Source organism: Phytomonospora endophytica, assembly GCF_014202425.1.
Lineage (GTDB): Bacteria > Actinomycetota > Actinomycetes > Mycobacteriales > Micromonosporaceae > Phytomonospora > Phytomonospora endophytica.
On record NZ_JACHGT010000005.1, the window covers coordinates 259819 to 274846 of the forward strand.

At 71.3% G+C, this 15028-nt stretch carries 10 protein-coding genes; 3 read left to right on the forward strand and 7 right to left on the reverse strand.

The features are described from left to right. Window positions 1-780: 780 nt before the first annotated feature. Window positions 781-1716 (reverse strand): hypothetical protein, encoded by a 936-nt coding sequence (locus HNR73_RS13090; protein ID WP_184787675.1) that lies wholly within the window; start codon window positions 1714-1716, stop codon window positions 781-783. Further along, window positions 1713-2309 (reverse strand): PadR family transcriptional regulator, encoded by a 597-nt coding sequence (locus tag HNR73_RS13095; protein WP_184787676.1) that lies wholly within the window; start codon window positions 2307-2309, stop codon window positions 1713-1715. Before HNR73_RS13095 ends, HNR73_RS13090 begins: the two co-directional genes overlap by 4 nt. A gap of 301 nt (window positions 2310-2610) precedes the next feature. Here HNR73_RS13095 and HNR73_RS13100 point away from each other — a divergent pair, with 301 nt between their 5' ends. Further along, window positions 2611-4365, forward strand: coding sequence for a RelA/SpoT family protein (locus HNR73_RS13100; protein ID WP_184787677.1), 1755 nt, complete (start codon window positions 2611-2613; stop codon window positions 4363-4365). Here the strand turns inward: HNR73_RS13100 and HNR73_RS13105 are convergent. The 3 genes from HNR73_RS13105 to HNR73_RS13115 all read right to left on the reverse strand — a co-directional run bounded on the left by HNR73_RS13105 (window position 4354) and on the right by HNR73_RS13115 (window position 9327). After that, the gene (locus HNR73_RS13105) at window positions 4354-6120 is read right to left on the reverse strand and encodes a DEDD exonuclease domain-containing protein (protein WP_239122257.1); all 1767 of its coding nucleotides are present in this window, start codon (window positions 6118-6120) and stop codon (window positions 4354-4356) included. The two genes, HNR73_RS13100 and HNR73_RS13105, sit on opposite strands and share 12 nt — an antisense overlap. A gap of 1054 nt (window positions 6121-7174) precedes the next feature. Then, window positions 7175-7726, reverse strand: a complete 552-nt coding sequence (locus tag HNR73_RS13110; protein ID WP_184787678.1) for a hypothetical protein — start codon at window positions 7724-7726, stop codon at window positions 7175-7177. 173 nt (window positions 7727-7899) lie between these two features. Further along, window positions 7900-9327, reverse strand: coding sequence for an NYN domain-containing protein (locus tag HNR73_RS13115; RefSeq protein WP_184787679.1), 1428 nt, complete (start codon window positions 9325-9327; stop codon window positions 7900-7902). Between the two features lie 238 nt (window positions 9328-9565). Between HNR73_RS13115 and HNR73_RS13120 the strand changes: the two genes are divergently transcribed. Together HNR73_RS13120 and HNR73_RS13125 are read left to right on the forward strand one after the other, a co-directional pair. Then, window positions 9566-10798 (forward strand): M48 family metallopeptidase, encoded by a 1233-nt coding sequence (locus tag HNR73_RS13120; protein WP_239122260.1) that lies wholly within the window; start codon window positions 9566-9568, stop codon window positions 10796-10798. 28 nt (window positions 10799-10826) lie between these two features. After that, window positions 10827-11951 (forward strand): glycosyltransferase family 4 protein, encoded by a 1125-nt coding sequence (locus HNR73_RS13125; protein WP_184787681.1) that lies wholly within the window; start codon window positions 10827-10829, stop codon window positions 11949-11951. Here the strand turns inward: HNR73_RS13125 and HNR73_RS13130 are convergent. Next, window positions 11948-12742, reverse strand: a complete 795-nt coding sequence (locus HNR73_RS13130) for a pentapeptide repeat-containing protein (protein WP_184787682.1) — start codon at window positions 12740-12742, stop codon at window positions 11948-11950. The two genes, HNR73_RS13125 and HNR73_RS13130, sit on opposite strands and share 4 nt — an antisense overlap. Before the next feature lie 97 nt (window positions 12743-12839). Further along, complete coding sequence (locus HNR73_RS13135) at window positions 12840-14969, reverse strand: S9 family peptidase (RefSeq protein ID WP_184787683.1); 2130 nt, start codon at window positions 14967-14969, stop codon at window positions 12840-12842. Between the last annotated feature and the right edge of the window lie 59 nt (window positions 14970-15028).

Genomic DNA, 15028 nt, shown 5'->3' on the forward strand with positions numbered 1-15028 from the left:
AGCCCTCAGCCCTCAGCCCTCAGCCCTCAGCCCTCAGCCCTCAGCCCTCAGCCCTCAAGTCCCCAGCCCTCAAGTCCCCAGCCCTCAAGTCCCCAGCCCGTTCTCGCGAGCCATTGAGGCTTGGGGGTTCACGGATCGGCGGCTTCGGGCGGCCCACTGGGCCGTGAGTTTCCGGCCCGCCAGTTTCCATCCCGCCGCCCGTTCTCGCGAGCCATCGAGGTTCGGGGCGGTTCACGGATCCGCGGCTTCAGCCCGCCCGCTGGGCCGCTGGCCCGTGGGTAGCCAGCTCGCGAGCCCCGGCCTGTCAACCAGCCCTCGCCGCCTTCCACCGCAGACCTTGCCGCCAGCCGCCAGCCCGTTCTCGCGAGTGATCGGGGCTCGGGTGGTTCACGGATCGGCGGCTCCAGCGGCCAGTCCGTTGGCTGGCGAGCCATCGGCTAGTCGGCCAGTCGGCTGCGAGTTTCCATCCCGCCAGCCGTCCTCGCGTGCCATCGAGGTTCGGGGTGGTTCAGGGATCGGCGGCTTCCGCCCGCCCGCCAGCCCGTGGGTATCCAGCTCGCGCGTCCCGGCCCGCAGGCTTGCCGTCCACAGCCCGCCGGCGTTCTCCCGAGCCGTCGGGGCCAGGGGCGGCGGCCTCAGCTGGCGGCCAGCCCTGGAGCCCCGCCCGCCAGCCGTCCTCCCCAGCCACCGGCCGCGGCGCGGCTCGGCCCGGCGGCCCCGGCCGCCCCACACCCGCCCTCCACCAGCGCGGCACCGTCCGTCCCGCTCCGAGTCGGCTCCTCACGAGTACCTCTCCACCAACCCCGCGAACACCCCGAACGCAGGCTTCGCCCCGTACCCGTCGTCCATCAGCCCGAAGCGCCAGAACAGGCCTTCCCCGCCACTGTCCGCGTCCCGCAGTGAGAAGTGCGTGTACGCCGCCACGTTCACCTCCCTCGCCGCCTTCACCACCGCCCCGACGATCGTTGCCACGATCTGTGCCTGCTGTTCCGGTGTGCGGGCGGGGCCTGTCGGCCAGCCGTTTTCGGTGATGTGGATCGGGATGTCGGCGGCGATGCCGGCGGGGGTCAGGATCTGCTCGCGGTGGTAGGTGAGGAGTCCGGCCGTTCCCTCGGCGAGTTCGGCGAGCGGCATGGGCCGGAAGACGTCGGGGAAGAAGTCGAGGCCGACGTAGTCGAGGGCGGCGGTGAACTCCGGGCCGCCGAGGGTGGTGAGGTCGGCGACGAAGCCGGCGGCGGGACCGAACAGGACCGTCGTGTTGAACCCGACGCGCAGATCGGCGAAGCCCCTGGCACGGGCCTCGTCCTTGGCGGCGAGGACGCCCGCGACGATCGCCTCCCGCACGCGCGGATAGGCGCCGTCGAGGGTGGGGTTGCCGACGACGTTCGGTTCCTCCGCGATCTGGAGCGTGGCGACGTCGGCGCCGTGGCGGGCGACCTCGGCGCGGACCCAGTCGGCGTAGCCGTCGACGTCGCCGGTGGGGGACTGGTACTGCAGGACCAGGTCGAGTTTCCGGCCCGGCGTGACGTACTGTTCGACGCGGTCGGGCGTGGACGGCGTATCGGCCGCACCGGTGTAGGTGCGGTATCCGCGGACGAGGGTGACACCGAGCTCGTCGAGGGCCTTCGTGATGGCGGCGGGGTCGTCGGGGGGACCGGACAGGACGCGGCCCTGGTCGTCGCCGAGCGCGCCGCCGGGGTAGATGCCGAAGATCATGCGTTCTCGCTCTCGTCGGGTGAGGTGGGCCAGGTGAGGGTCCCGGCGCGGATCTCGTCGGCGATGGCGCGCACCCAGGCGCGTTCGCCGTCGAGCTGGTGCAGGGCGTATTCGGCCTCGATGACGTGGAGGCGGGGGACCGCGGCCGCGGTCAGCGCCTCGTCGAGGGCGGCGCGTTCGGCGTCGAGGAGTTCGCCGAGGCGGTCCTCGCGTTCGCGGAGGGCGGCGAGCGCTCCCTGCGGGCCGAGGGCGCCGAGGTAGGCCACGGCGGTGAGGAAGGCGGGGTACTCGCGTCGCGGCCGGCGGATCTGGTCGCCGAGGCGGGCGGTGAACTCGGCGCGGCCCTCCGGGGTGAGTTCGTAGACGGTCCGGGCGGGCCGGCCGCCTTCGCGGACGGTCGCGAGGGCGGTGATCCAGCCGGCGGTCTCGATGGCGCGGACGACGTCGTAGAGGGATCCGCGGTTGATCCGCACGGCGGCGTCCTTGCCGCGTTCGCGAAGCACGGCCGCCATCTCGTAGGGGTGCATGGGCCGTTCCATGAGCAGGCCCATGAGGGGGAGGACGAGTGGATTGTCGGTAGTCCGTTTTGGCATGGTCGACTCCTGATAGCAGAACTCGACTATAGCGCGCTGAAGGCGAGAGTGAAGATCATCGGGCGTGTGCTCCGACACGTCCGGGATGCTCCAAAGTGGACGCTGCGTGCCCGATTCCGGACCGGCCGAGAAGGCATATCGAAACACTTCACTGCACGTCGCACCCCCTGTGCGACACCGCCTCCAGCACCCGCGAATCGTCCGATCGGATGAGCGACACTTCGCCCTCGATCACTAGGTTCTGCCCGGTCGTCCCATTAGGATCGCCAAAGACGCGACAATAGGCGGACGGAGGTGTGACGTGCTGCGGGCCATCCTCTCAAGATCCAGTGAGTCGAACGACGGGCTGAGCGCCCTCGTGGACCAGCTCGTGCGCACCCACCGCGCCGAGTACGCCAGCCCCGACATCCCCCTCCTGCGCAAGGCCTACCGCATCGGCGAACAGATGCACCGCGGCCAGATGCGCAAGAGCGGCGAGCCCTACATCACCCATCCCCTCGCCGTCACCCAGATCCTCGCCGAGCTCGGCATGGACACCACGACGCTCGCGGCCTCACTGCTGCACGACACCGTCGAGGACACCAGCTACACGCTCGAACAGCTCCGCGCCGACTTCGGCACCGAGGTCGCCTGGATGGTCGACGGCGTCACCAAGCTCGACAAGGTCTCCTTCGGTGAGGTCGCCGAGGCCGAGACCACCCGCAAGCTCATCGTCGCCGCCGGACGCGACATCCGGGTCATGGTCATCAAACTCGCCGACCGGGTGCACAACATGCAGACCCTCGGCTTCAAGTCCCGGCCCTCGCAGGTGCGCATCGCCAAGGCCACCCAGGACGTCCTGATCCCCCTCGCCGACCGGCTCGGCCTCTACGTGCTCAAACGGGAGCTGGAGGACCTCGTCCTCGGCATCATCGAACCCGAGCTCTACCAGGAGATCGAGAAGTTCCTGGCCAGCGGGGGAGACCGCATCGCGCGCGTCGAGGCCGCGCGCCGCAGGCTCGCCCCGCAGCTGCGCGAGGTCCGCGTCACCGCCGAGATCGTCGACCGGCCCCGCCACCACTACTCCGTCTACCGCGAGCGCAACGCCGGCCGCCCCAGCGGGAGACACGACCCGCTGCGCCTCGTCCTGCTCGTCGAAGGCTCCGACACCGACTGCTACGCCGCCCTCGGCGCCGTCCACAACACCTGGCAGCCGATCCCCGGGCGCTTCAAGGACTTCATCGCCTCACCGAAGTTCAACATGTACCAGTCACTGCACACCACCGTCTTCGGCCCCGACCACGAGCCCATGGACGTCATGGTCCGCACCCGGCACATGAACCGGATCGCCGAACTCGGCATCATCGCCCAGCTCTCGCCAAGCGGCCAGCGCGCCCACCGCGGGCCCGAGAAGCTGCTGTGGCTCACGCGCCTGCTCGACTGGCAACGCGAGACCAACGACTCGGCCAAGTTCCTCGAATCACTGCGCTGCGACCTCGCCGACGAACAGATCCTGGTGTTCACCTCCCAGGGCAAACAGGTCCTCATGCCCCTCGCCGCGACCCCCGTCGACCTCGCCTACAGCGTCGACACCCGCATCGGCGACCGCCTCATCGGCGCCTACGTCAACGGCCGCCTCGTACCGCTCTCCCGCGGCCTCGCCGACGGCGACCTCGTCGAGATCATCACCGCCGAAGGCGGCGACTACCCAGGCCCCTCGCAGGAATGGCTCCTCACCGCCAAGACCCCGCAGGCGCAACTCCAGATCAGCCAGTGGTTCGCCGGGCACCGCGACGACCGCATGCCCGAGAAGGCCCTCGGCGAACGCATCACCGCCGGCCGCGCCGCCCTCAAACTCGCCCTCCACCAACGCGACCGCGGCCTGTCCACCGACGAACCGCTCATGCGCCTCGGCCGCGACCTCGGCTACCGCGACGTCGACGCCCTCTGCCTCGCCGTCAGCGACGGCAAGATCGACGCCGGCCAGCTCGCCGACCGCCTCATCGACATGGTCGACCGCGTCCCGTTATCGTCGGGCACACCCCGGGCCTGGCAGGCCGAGGCCTCAGAGGCGTGAGCGCGCCCGCCGCAGCGTGACCGATAAGTCGGCGTCCTGCGCCTTCGCCAGCAGCCACCCGTAACGCCCCGCGCCCCGCACCGGCGACGACCAGCCGTCGCTACTGCGCACCAGCCGCGTCTCCGGATCCTCCAGCCAATGCAGGATCCGCTCCGTCTCATTGGCATAGGCCGCCGGAAGCTCCCCGACGACCGTCTCGGCCGTCGCCACGAGCACCTCGACCGTCGACATGGGATCCGCGCCCGGCGCACTGTGCCCCGCCGACACCAGACGCCCATGACGCACCACCGCGATGTCCCAGCCACGGTCGGCGGAACGGCGAGCCGCGACCCACTCGGCGATCCGCGTGATCGCCGCCAAACGCTGCGTCCGGATGGCCGCGCGCAAGAACGAGACCAGCCGCTCACGAACCGCCGCGGCCTCCTCGAAACGCTCCGCACCCGCCAGCGACTCGATACGCGCCAGCAGCGGACCCACCACCGGATCAGGATCACCCGACATCGCCTCGGTGAGGCCCCCCACGAGCTCGCCGTAAGCCTCCACCGAAATCTCGTGACGGCAGGGCGCGGGACAGCGACCCAACTCGGCCAGCGCGCACACCGGGCTCATCTTCCGCACCGACAACCGCGTCGTGCACTGCCGCAACGGAATCGCCTCAACGATCGCGTCCACCGTGGACTCCGCCGCGCCCCGCGAACTGAACGGCCCCAGCCAGTGAGCGTCCCCCGCCGACAACTGCCGCACGATCGACAGACGCGGATAGGCCTCGTCGGTCAACTTCAGCCAGTTCACGCCCTCCGGATTCTTCGAACGGCGGTTGAACGGAGGCTTGTGCGCCGCGATCATCCGCAACTCACGGACCTCCGCCTCCAGACCATGCGCGCACTCGACGGTCTCGATGCGCGTCGTCCGCCGCACCATCTCCCGCATCTGCCGGCGCGTCTCCCCGGCCGTGAAATAACTCCGGACCCGCGCCGCCATGTTGATCGACGTCCCGACGTACAAGGGCTGATCATCGGCGTCGCGGAAGATGTAGACGCCGGGCCGGTCTGGAACCTTCTCCGCCAGATGACGCTTCTTGCGCAGCTCCGGCGGCACCGCCCGCCCGAACTCGGCCAGCTCCTCATAGGTGTGCACGCCATGACTGCCCAGCCGCTCGATCAACGCGTGCAGGACATCGACCGTCGCACGGGCATCCGCCAAAGCGCGGTGATTCGGCGAGACCGTCGCCCGGAAATAACGCGCGAGCGTCCCCAGCCGCTTGTTCGGGACCTCATCGCGATCCACCAGCCGGCGCGCCAACACGACCGTGTCGACCACCCGAGGCTTCGGCCACGCGTAACCGCAACGATCCGCCGCCGCCTTCAAGAACCCCACATCGAAAGGCGCGTTGTGCGCCACCAGAACACAACCGGCCGCGAACTCCAGAAACGCCGGCAAGACCTCCCGAATCGACGGCGCGTCCCGCACCATCTCATCCGAGATGCCCGTCAGCATCGTGATCCGCGCATCGATCGGCTCACCCGGATTCACCAGCGAACCGAACTCCCCCAGGATCTCCCCACCACGAACCTTCACCGCCCCGACCTCGGTGATCGCCGAACTGTCCGACGCGACACCCGTCGTCTCCAAGTCCACCACCACGAAAGTGATGTCGGAAAGCGGCTCCCCACGGTCGAGAAGAGACGGTTGAACAGCCCTGCCCCGCCCGGACCCCTCAGCAGACGCACCCCTGCCGTTCACGACATCGACCACGCAGGGGACCCTACCGGTCAGGTGTGACAGGGCTGGCTTGGCTGTGTGGTTGGTTCGCTGCGCTCGTGGTGCGGCTGGTCTGTTGGGTGGGGTCGCCTGCGGGGCTTCGGGCCGCTTGGCGCTGTGGGGGTTGCGGGGGTGGCTGCGTCGGCCACCGCGCCTCGCGCGGCGGAGTTCGAACCTGCGGGGTGCGGCCGCGCGGGCGGTCGGCCCGGGGGTGCGGCCGCGCGGACCGCTCGGCGTGCGGGGTTGGGGTGCGAGGTGGTTGTCCACAACCGGAGGGTTGTCCACAGCGAGCCGTGTTCGTGTTCGCCGGCCACGCCTGGACTGGCGCTACGGTCGGATTTAGGGCGGAGGCCGGGAGGCCCCTGGGGGCATTCACGTTTCGCGTAGGCGTCTGGTGGGTGGGGGTTGCGGGGGTGGCTGCGTCGGCCACCGCGCCTTGCACGGCAGAGCTCGACCCGGCGGGGTGAGGGCGCGCGGGGCGTGCGGGCGGTTCGGCCCCGGGGGTGCGGCCGCGCGGGCGTTCGCCGTGTGGGTTGGCGCCGCGCCGACGGTTCAGCCGCCCGGCGCTCCCGCCCGGTTGTCCACAACCGCCCGGTTGTCCACAGCGAGCCGTGTTCACCTTCGCCACCCACGCCTGGACCGGCGCTACGGTCGGATTTAGGGCGGAGGCCGGGAGGCCCCTGGGGCCGTTCACGTTTCACCCGCCGCCCACATCCGCGCGAGCGCCTGACCGCGAGCCGGTCGCTCGCGTCGCCCGTAACCGCGCATGCGGAATGGCGCGCGATTCAGCCGAATCGCGCGCCATCTCGGTCGGCCCGCAGGGGCCGCCCCGTCCGCGACGCCCCAGCAGCGCCCACCCGCGACGCCCCAGTAGCCCCCGCCCGTGACGCCGCAGCAGCGCCCGCCCGTGACGCCGCAGCAGCGCCCGCCCGCGACGCCCCAGCAGCCGCCCCCAGCAGCCCCGCCCGTGACGCCGCCGCAGCCCCCCAGCAGCACCCCCCACCCCACCAGACCCCGCCCTCCCCCACGGGGCGGGGTCTGGCGTGGGTTACTTCGCCGCGACCTCGCCGTTGAAGACGGCGGTGTCCGGCAGCTCCGTGATGTCGTCGCCGTAGTTCGGCGACACCTCGATCTGCAGCTTCGTCTCGGCCGGGTCCAGGACGCAGGCGAAGTCCCCCGTGGCCTTCTTGCCGTCGTTGACGGTGCCCGTCAGCTGGCCGCCGAGGCCCTCGTCGAAGACCTCCTCGGCGGCCGAGCCGTCGTCGCCGGTCTTGCACTGGATCGTGAACAGGCCCAGGTCGACGGCCTTGCCCGTCTTGTTCTCCACCTGGACGGTGAACCGCACGAAGTCGGTCTCCGCGGGCAGCGCGGTGTCGGAGGACTTACCGCGCTCGAAGTTCGACAGGGTGACGGTGAAACCGTCCGGGTAGGCATACGGCGTGTCCAGGCCGTGCTCGCCGTCCTTTTCGTCACTCGCGGGAGCCTGCGAGCCGGTGTCGGCGGGCTTGTCGTCGCCCTTGCCGCCGTCATCACTGGAACCGCATCCGGCAAGGAGTGCCAGGCTCAGCAGGGCGGCGGAGGTAACGATCGTCTTCTTCAAGGTTCGTCCTTCAAGGTTCGGCTTTGTTCAGTGGGCTGGACTGCCGGTGTCCGAGCTGAACCTTAAGAGAACCCAAGATCACTTGACTAACGGATTCGTGCCAGGGTGGCCTGCCGCACGAAGAAAACAAGACAATCTTGGACCAAGACCGGCGATTCTTCGGCGCAGGCCATTCAGGCCCGGCTGAGCCTCCGCAACAGCGTGTCCGACGACAGCGGGTAGGCGCCGTGCCGGCGGGTGCCGTCGGCGACCTCCTTGTCCGACGAGATCACGATGACGGGACGGCCGTTCGGCTCGGCGCGCACCAGCGCGCGGATCACCTCGTCGGCGGTCTCGCCCTTCCTGCTGAACAGGACCCGCACACCCCGCGGTGCCGGCGGCAGGCCGTGCATGCGCTCGGCCCCGTCGAACACGATCGTCGTCTCGGCACCGGTCTGCGCCGCCAGCCCCGACATCCCGCGGATCAGCCGCGCGCGCTGCTGCTCCAGCGACAGCTCCTTGTAGCCGCGCATCGTCACGTTGTACCCGTCGACGACCAGGTGCGCCTTCGGCAGGGCCAGCAGATCGTCCAGCCTGGACGGATCATCGGCGTCGAGGCCGCGCGCGGCGGCCGTCCCCGACGGTCCGGGCAGGTCGGCGATCGTCCCGCCGATCAGGTCGGCGGGCGTCTTCTCCGCCGGCTCCAGCGCCAGCTCACGACGCAACCCCTGCGCGGCCTCACCGATCGTCTCCAGCAGCAGCCACAAGCGCGCGTCGTTGAGCGCACGCGCGTCACGGGCACCGTGCCGGGCCTGTTCGAGGGCCTTGCGGGCCTGTTCGAGCTCCTGCCGCAAGCGCCGGACCTCGACCTTGTGGTCCTCACCGGCCTTGTTGAGGCGCCCCCGCTCAGCGGCCAGGGAGTCGGCGGCCTTCTGCTCCCGGCGGCTCGTCTCACGCAGTTCCTTGGCGAGGCCGCGGTTCGACGCGCGCAGGTCGACGACCTCCGTGCGCAGCTCCGACAACTCCACCCGCAGCTTCTCTGCCTCGCGCTCGGCGATCGCCCGGTCGTGCTCGGCGTGCGCCACGAGCTGTTGCGCCTCGGCGAGCTGCGCCGACACGGCCGCGTCGGCGTCCTTCACGCGCACGGCGGCGCCGGCGGCGTCGAGCAGGTCGAGCCACCCCTCGGGCCGCGTCAGATAGGCCAGGGCGGCGACCTCGACGGGGTCGGCGGCGGCCGGTGGATGCCCGGCGGCGACGGCGGCCCCGAGTTCGCCGGTGCCTTCGACGACCTTCGCCGCGATCGTCGCGCGGAAGGCCGGGTCGGCCGCGAGCTGCGCGGCGATCGTCGACCCGCCGAGGCGGGCCCGCTGTTTCGGCGCGAACTTCGCGACCTTCCGCAGCGGCATCGGCAGTTCGTCACGGCGCAGCGCGGGAAGGGTCTGCGCGGTCAGGTGCACGATTCGCTGACGGGTGGCCTCGGGCAACTCGGGTTCGGCACCCTCGTCCTCTGCGGCCTCGGGGAGTTCAGGCTCGGCCGCCGTATCCTCGACCCCTGCCGCGAGCGCCTCCCCGGGGCGCAGCGCGTCGGCGTCGGCCGGGTCATTGCCCGGCCGGGTGTTCATGGCGCTGCCGGTATGGGCGAAAAGAGCGCAGCGTGCCCCCACAACACGTCAAGCCGCGAAGCGCGGCGCGCTGGGGTCCGTACCGACATGCGTCAAGTGTGGCACTTGCCCGGCGGCTTCGGGCCGCGCAGCCCATGGTTCGTGCCGCGCGTGGCCCATATCTCCGCGTGGATCGCCCGAACGGACGACGGTACGGTACCTCATGGCCGTGTCCCAAGCCGTTCGGCAGCCCGCGTTCATCGCCTTCGCCGTGCTCCTGCTCGTCCTCATCGCCGCCACGGTCGTCCTCATTCCGTGGCAGCACCCGCCGACGCCGCCGCGTTCGGCGCAGCTCGCCGCCCTCGGCGAGCTCCCGGCCTCGGTGGTGGCGAAGGGGAAGGAGTTCGCCGCGGCGATGCGGCCGGGCGGGTACCTGGCCATGGCGGTCGGGCTGATCGCCGCCCTCGTCCTCGGACTCACCCCGTTCGGCTCGAAGATCGTCGCCGCCTGTGGGCGCCCTTTCGGCGGGCACCGGCTCGCCGAGGCGGTCCTCGGGGGTCTCGCCGTCCTCCTCCTCGCGCAGCTGGTCACTCTGCCTTTCGCGGCCTGGCGGCACACGATCCTGGTCCGCTATGGACTGTCCACCCAGAACTGGGGCGGCTGGGCCGTCGACGTCGCCAAGTCCTACGCGGTCACCGCCGTCCTCGGTGCCGTCGCCCTCGCCGCCTTCTACGGCCTCACCCGCCTCGCCCCGCGCCTGTGGTGGATCTTCGCGGCGACCGGCGCGGCCCTGCTGGTCGTGCTCATGTCGCTGATCTACCCGGTCCTGATCGAGCCGGTCTTCAACAAGTTCGAGCCGATGGCCGACGGGCCGCTGCGCACCGAACTCCTCGCGCTCGCCGAACGCGACGGCGTCCCGGTCGGGGACGTCCTCGTCGCCGACGCCTCCCGCCGGACCCGCGCGGTCAACGCCTACGTGTCCGGTATCGGCCCGACCCGCCGGATCGTCGTCTACGACACGCTCCTCGACGAGGCGCCCGACGACGAGGTCGCCATGGTGGTCGCCCACGAGCTCGGGCACGCCAAGGACGGCGACGTCCTGATCGGGACCGTCCTGGGCGCGCTCGGCGCGGCCGTCACCGTCTGCGGCATCGCCGTTCTCGGCGGCTGGACCGGTCTCCTCCGCCGTGCCGGAGCCGGGTCGATCACCAGCCCGAGGGCGATCGCGCTGCTCCTGGCGATCGTGGCGGTCGTGGGTCTGGTGAGCACGCCCCTGCAGAACCTGGTGTCGCGCCGGGCCGAGTCGCGCGCCGACGAGCACGCCATCACCCTCACGGGCGACCCCGGCACCTTCGCGTCCATGCAGCAGCGCCTCGCGACGGCGAACATGTCCGACGTGGACCCGCCCTGGCTCCTGTTCTGGCTGTTCAGCTCCCATCCGAGCACGGTCCAGCGCATCGCCGCCGCCCGTGTCCACGCCGACGGCGGCTGACCGGCGAGGCCTCGGTAACGTGCACGGCGTGCGCCGAACCCTGCTGGTCACCAACGACTTCCCGCCACGCCCGGGCGGCATCCAGTCGTTCGTGCACAACCTCGCCGTCCGGCGCCCGCCCGGTTCCCTCGTCGTCTACGCCTCCACCTGGCGCGACCCCTCGGCCTTCGACGCCGAGCAGCCCTTCCCGGTGGTGCGCGACAAGACCGGTGTCCTCCTGCCCACCCCGCGTGTATCCCGCCGGGCCGTCGCGCTGGCCCGCGAGCACGACTGCGACTCGGTGTGGTTCGGTGCCGCCGCGCCGTTGGGCCTGCTCGCCGGAGCGTTGCGGGAGAAGGCCGGGATCACCCGCGCCATCGGGCTCACCCACGGCCATGAGGTCGGCTGGGCGGCCCTGCCGGGCGCGCGGGCGGCGCTGCGGCGTATCGCCCGTGCCAACGACGTCCTCACTTACCTGGGCGAGTACACGCGTTCGCGTCTCGCGCCGGCGGTCGGTGAGCTGACCGAGCTGCGGCGCCTGGCGCCGGGCGTCGACGTCGACACCTTCACCCCCGAGGTCGACGGCGGGGAGGTCCGCGAACGGTACGGGCTGACCGATCGGCCCGTGATCGTGTGCGTTTCCCGCCTGGTGCCGCGTAAGGGACAGGACACCCTCATCGACGCGTTGCCCGCGATCCGCGCGAAGGTGCCCGACGTGGCGCTGTTGCTGGTCAGCGGCGGTCCGTACCGCAAGAAGCTCAAGGCCCTCGCTGAGCGGCGGGGTGTCGCCGACGCGGTGTTCTTCACCGGCTCGGTTCCGTTCGCGGAGCTGCCCGCGCACTACGCCGCCGGGGACGTCTTCGCGATGCCCTGCCGCACCCGCAACGGCGGTCTCGACGTCGAAGGCCTCGGCATCGTCTACCTGGAGGCGTCGGCGACGGGGTTGCCCGTCGTCGCCGGTGACTCCGGTGGTGCGCCCGACGCCGTCCGCGAAGGGGAGACCGGCTACGTCGTCGGGGGGACCGACAGCGCGGCCCTCGTCGAGCGGCTCGTGACCCTGCTCGGCGACCGGGAACTCGCCGCCAAGCTGGGGGCGGCCGGGCGGGCGTGGGTGTGCGAGGAGTGGACCTGGGACCGTCAGGCGGCCCGCATGTCGGAGCTCCTGGACGTCTAGGCGCGCCAGTGCGCCGGGCGGGTGCGCCCGGCCGGGACCCGTGTGGCGGCGTCCCCGTTGGCCGCGTCGAGCTGCGCCTGGGTGCAGAAGATCGCGCCGGTGAGGTCGGCGCCGCTCAGTTCGGCTCCCCGCAGGTCGGCGCCGGTGAGGTCGGCTCTGCGCAGGTCGGCCCCGCGCAGGTCGGCGCCGATGAGGAGGGCGCCGCGCAGGCTCGCGCGGCCGAGACGGGCGTTGCGTAGTGAAGCACCGGCGAGGTCCGCGCCACGCCGGTCGGGTCCGTTGCCTCGCGCGAGTTCGCTGGCCTTCAGCAGCAGCGGGTTGGCTTTCACGCGCTCCGCCGTGACGTCGACGGCGGCGAGTTTCCCGGGGGATGCCTCGGTGAGGCCGATGAGGTCGTCGCGGGCTTTCGCCAGTTCTGGGTGGACGGGTCTCGCGGCGGGCAGCGCGAGTGCCTCGGTCAGGTACCAGAGCAGTTCGTGCAGGGCGCGGGCCACGGGGAAGACGGCGAACATCGACCGCGCGGTCGCCGGGTCGCCGCGCCAGCCGTGTCCGCCGAAGGTGACCTGGGAGACCCGCTGTCCGGCGCCGAAGCAGTCGAAGACCGTGCAGCCGGGGAATCCTCGTTCGCGCAGCTCGGCGTGGATGCCGCAGCGGTGGTCGGTGCCCAGGTTGGGGCAGGGTTTCCCGGCCGGTTTGTCGATGGCGAAGTCGCTGGAGGCGGTGAACGCGGGCACGACGCAGCACAGGCCGAAGCAGTTCGCGCAGTCGGCGCGGAGTTCAAGGTCGGTCATGTCTGCCCCCGTCGGATCGCTTCGACACTCTACGTCCGGACACGCCGGGGCCGGGGTCGCGGCCTCTCCGCGCGACCCCGGCCGGTCCGGTTGGTTGTTATTCGAAGAACTCGCCGATGATCTCCATGTCGAGGCCGGTCGGCTCGATGCGGTAGTCCGCCGGGGGTTCGAGGCGGAGCAGGCGGCGGGTGAAGAAATCCCATTTCCGGCGGTGGTGGACGTGCTCGTAGCCGAGGAAGATGTGGTCGGCGCCGGGGATGATCAGCATCTCGAAGTCCTTGCCGGCGGTCAGGAGCGCGTCGGCCAGGCGGAGCGTCTGCTGGGGGAAGACGTTGTCGTCCATGCTGCCGTGCATGAGCAGCAGGTCGCCCTGGAGCTTGTGGGCGTTGTCGACGTTGGAGGTCGTGGCGTAGAGCTCGGGGTCGAAAGGCCCGTCGTAGGTCTCGCCCCAGGCGAGGTGGTAGAAGCGGTTGTCGTGGTTGCCGCAGGCCGCCATGCCCGCCCGGTAGATCTCGGGGTGGTCGAGCATGGCGCGGACGGTGGCGTAGCCGCCGCCGGAGAAGCCGTAGGAGCCGACGCGGTCGAGGTCCATCCAGGGCCGGGTGGCGGCGAGCTGCCTCAGGGCCGCGACGTGGTCGTCGAGGCAGCCGGCCGCGCGGAGGTTGCCGTAGGAGTGGTCGTGGAAGGCCTTGTCACGGCCGGGCGTGCCGCGGCCGTCGACGGCGATGACGACGAACCCGAGCGCGGTCATCGTCTCGGCGTCGCGGCCGTAGTAGCCGGGGTCGAAGGTCGGTTGGACGCGGTTCGTCTGCGGGCCGGGGTAAGGGTGGTCGAGGACCGGGTAGCTGCGCTCGGGGTCGAAGTCGTGCGGCAGATAGAGCAGTCCGTGGACGTCGGTGACGCCGTCGGCGGCCTTGACGGTGAAGGGCTCGGGCGGGGTCCAGCCCGCCGCGATGAGGCCGGAGACGTCGGCGCGTTCGAGTTCGACGAGGACCGTCCCGGCCCAGTCGCGGACGGTGATGACCGGCGGGGTGCCGGTCGTCGAGGCGTTGTCGATGAAGTAGCGGGCGCCGGGGCCGATGGTCACGGCGTGGTCGAGGTCGTCGTCGGTGAGGCGCGCGAAACCGGTTCCGTCGAGGCCGATCCGGCACACCGAGCGGCGGTAGGGGTGACCGTCGACGAGTCCGGAGGCGACGAAGTAGACGACGCGGGCGTCCTCGTCGACGCGCAGGACGCGCTGGACGCCCCACTCGCCGGAGGTGACCTGGAGCCGCTGTTCACCGGTCCTGGCGTCGTAGAGGTACAGGTGCCCCCAGTTGTCGCGCTGGGAGTACCAGAGGACCTCCCAGCCGTGGGAGAACACCGCGATGATCGGTTCGGCGCCCATCGTCTGCGTCGGCTCCACGCGGGTCGGGCCGGATTCGGTGACAATGGTGGTGACCTCGCCGGTCGCGGGGTCGAGGCGGCGCAGGGAGAGAGTGCGCTGGTCGCGGGTCTGCTCCAGGTAGTAGACGGCCGACTCGGCCTCGGCCCACCACGCCAGTTTCAGGGCGATGGGGGAGTAGAGCGGGGCGAGCAGCGGCGGGGTCTTCGCCCGGACCGTGTCGCCGGAGGCGACGTCGATGACCATCAGCTCGACCGTCGGGAGCGTTTCGTCACCGGGGAAGGCGTAGCGCTTGGTGACCAGCCGGGGGGCGCCGCCGTCGGCGGGAGCGTCCTCGACGAGATGCTGCCGCCGGACACCGCGCTGGTCGGTGCGGTGGGTGAGGATCCTCGTCGAGTCCGGCGACCACGCCACGGCCGGGGGCATGCCCGTCAGCCCGATCCTGGCCAGCAGCGTGAACTGTGCCATCGCCTCGGGGCCGGTGCCGTAGTCGTGGTCCTCGGCGCCGTCGGCGGTCAGGGCCCACTCGCGGCCGTCCTCGACCGACCGCGCCCACAGGTCGTGGCCTTTGGCGAAGACCGCGGTCTTCCCGTCGGGGGACAGGACTTCCAGGAAGTCGGCGCCGGCGTCGGCGGGCGGCTCGAAGGGTTCGCGGGTTCCGGCGGCCGGGTCGACGGTGAAGAACGTCTTTCCCTCGGTGGTGTCGGCGGCGTACCAGAAGCGCTCGCCGTCGTCGAGCCACTGGGGACGGACCTTGAGGTTCTTGACGAGGCCGGAGCGCTTGTGGGGCAGGAGCCTCTCGGCGGCGCGGTAGGCGGCGGCGTCGAGCTTTCGATCGGTCATGTGAGCGTCCCTCGAAATCGGTGCGTACAGTGTGCGCTGACGAGAAACAACGTACGTCA

Coding starts and splice junctions, on each gene's coding strand:
- HNR73_RS13135 (WP_184787683.1), bottom strand. CDS start 14,969: ATGACCGATCGAAAGCTCGACGCCGCCGCCTACCGCGCCGCCGAGAGG.
- HNR73_RS13095 (WP_184787676.1), bottom strand. CDS start 2,309: ATGCCAAAACGGACTACCGACAATCCACTCGTCCTCCCCCTCATGGGC.
- HNR73_RS13130 (WP_184787682.1), bottom strand. CDS start 12,742: ATGACCGACCTTGAACTCCGCGCCGACTGCGCGAACTGCTTCGGCCTG.
- HNR73_RS13115 (WP_184787679.1), bottom strand. CDS start 9,327: ATGAACACCCGGCCGGGCAATGACCCGGCCGACGCCGACGCGCTGCGC.
- HNR73_RS13090 (WP_184787675.1), bottom strand. CDS start 1,716: ATGATCTTCGGCATCTACCCCGGCGGCGCGCTCGGCGACGACCAGGGC.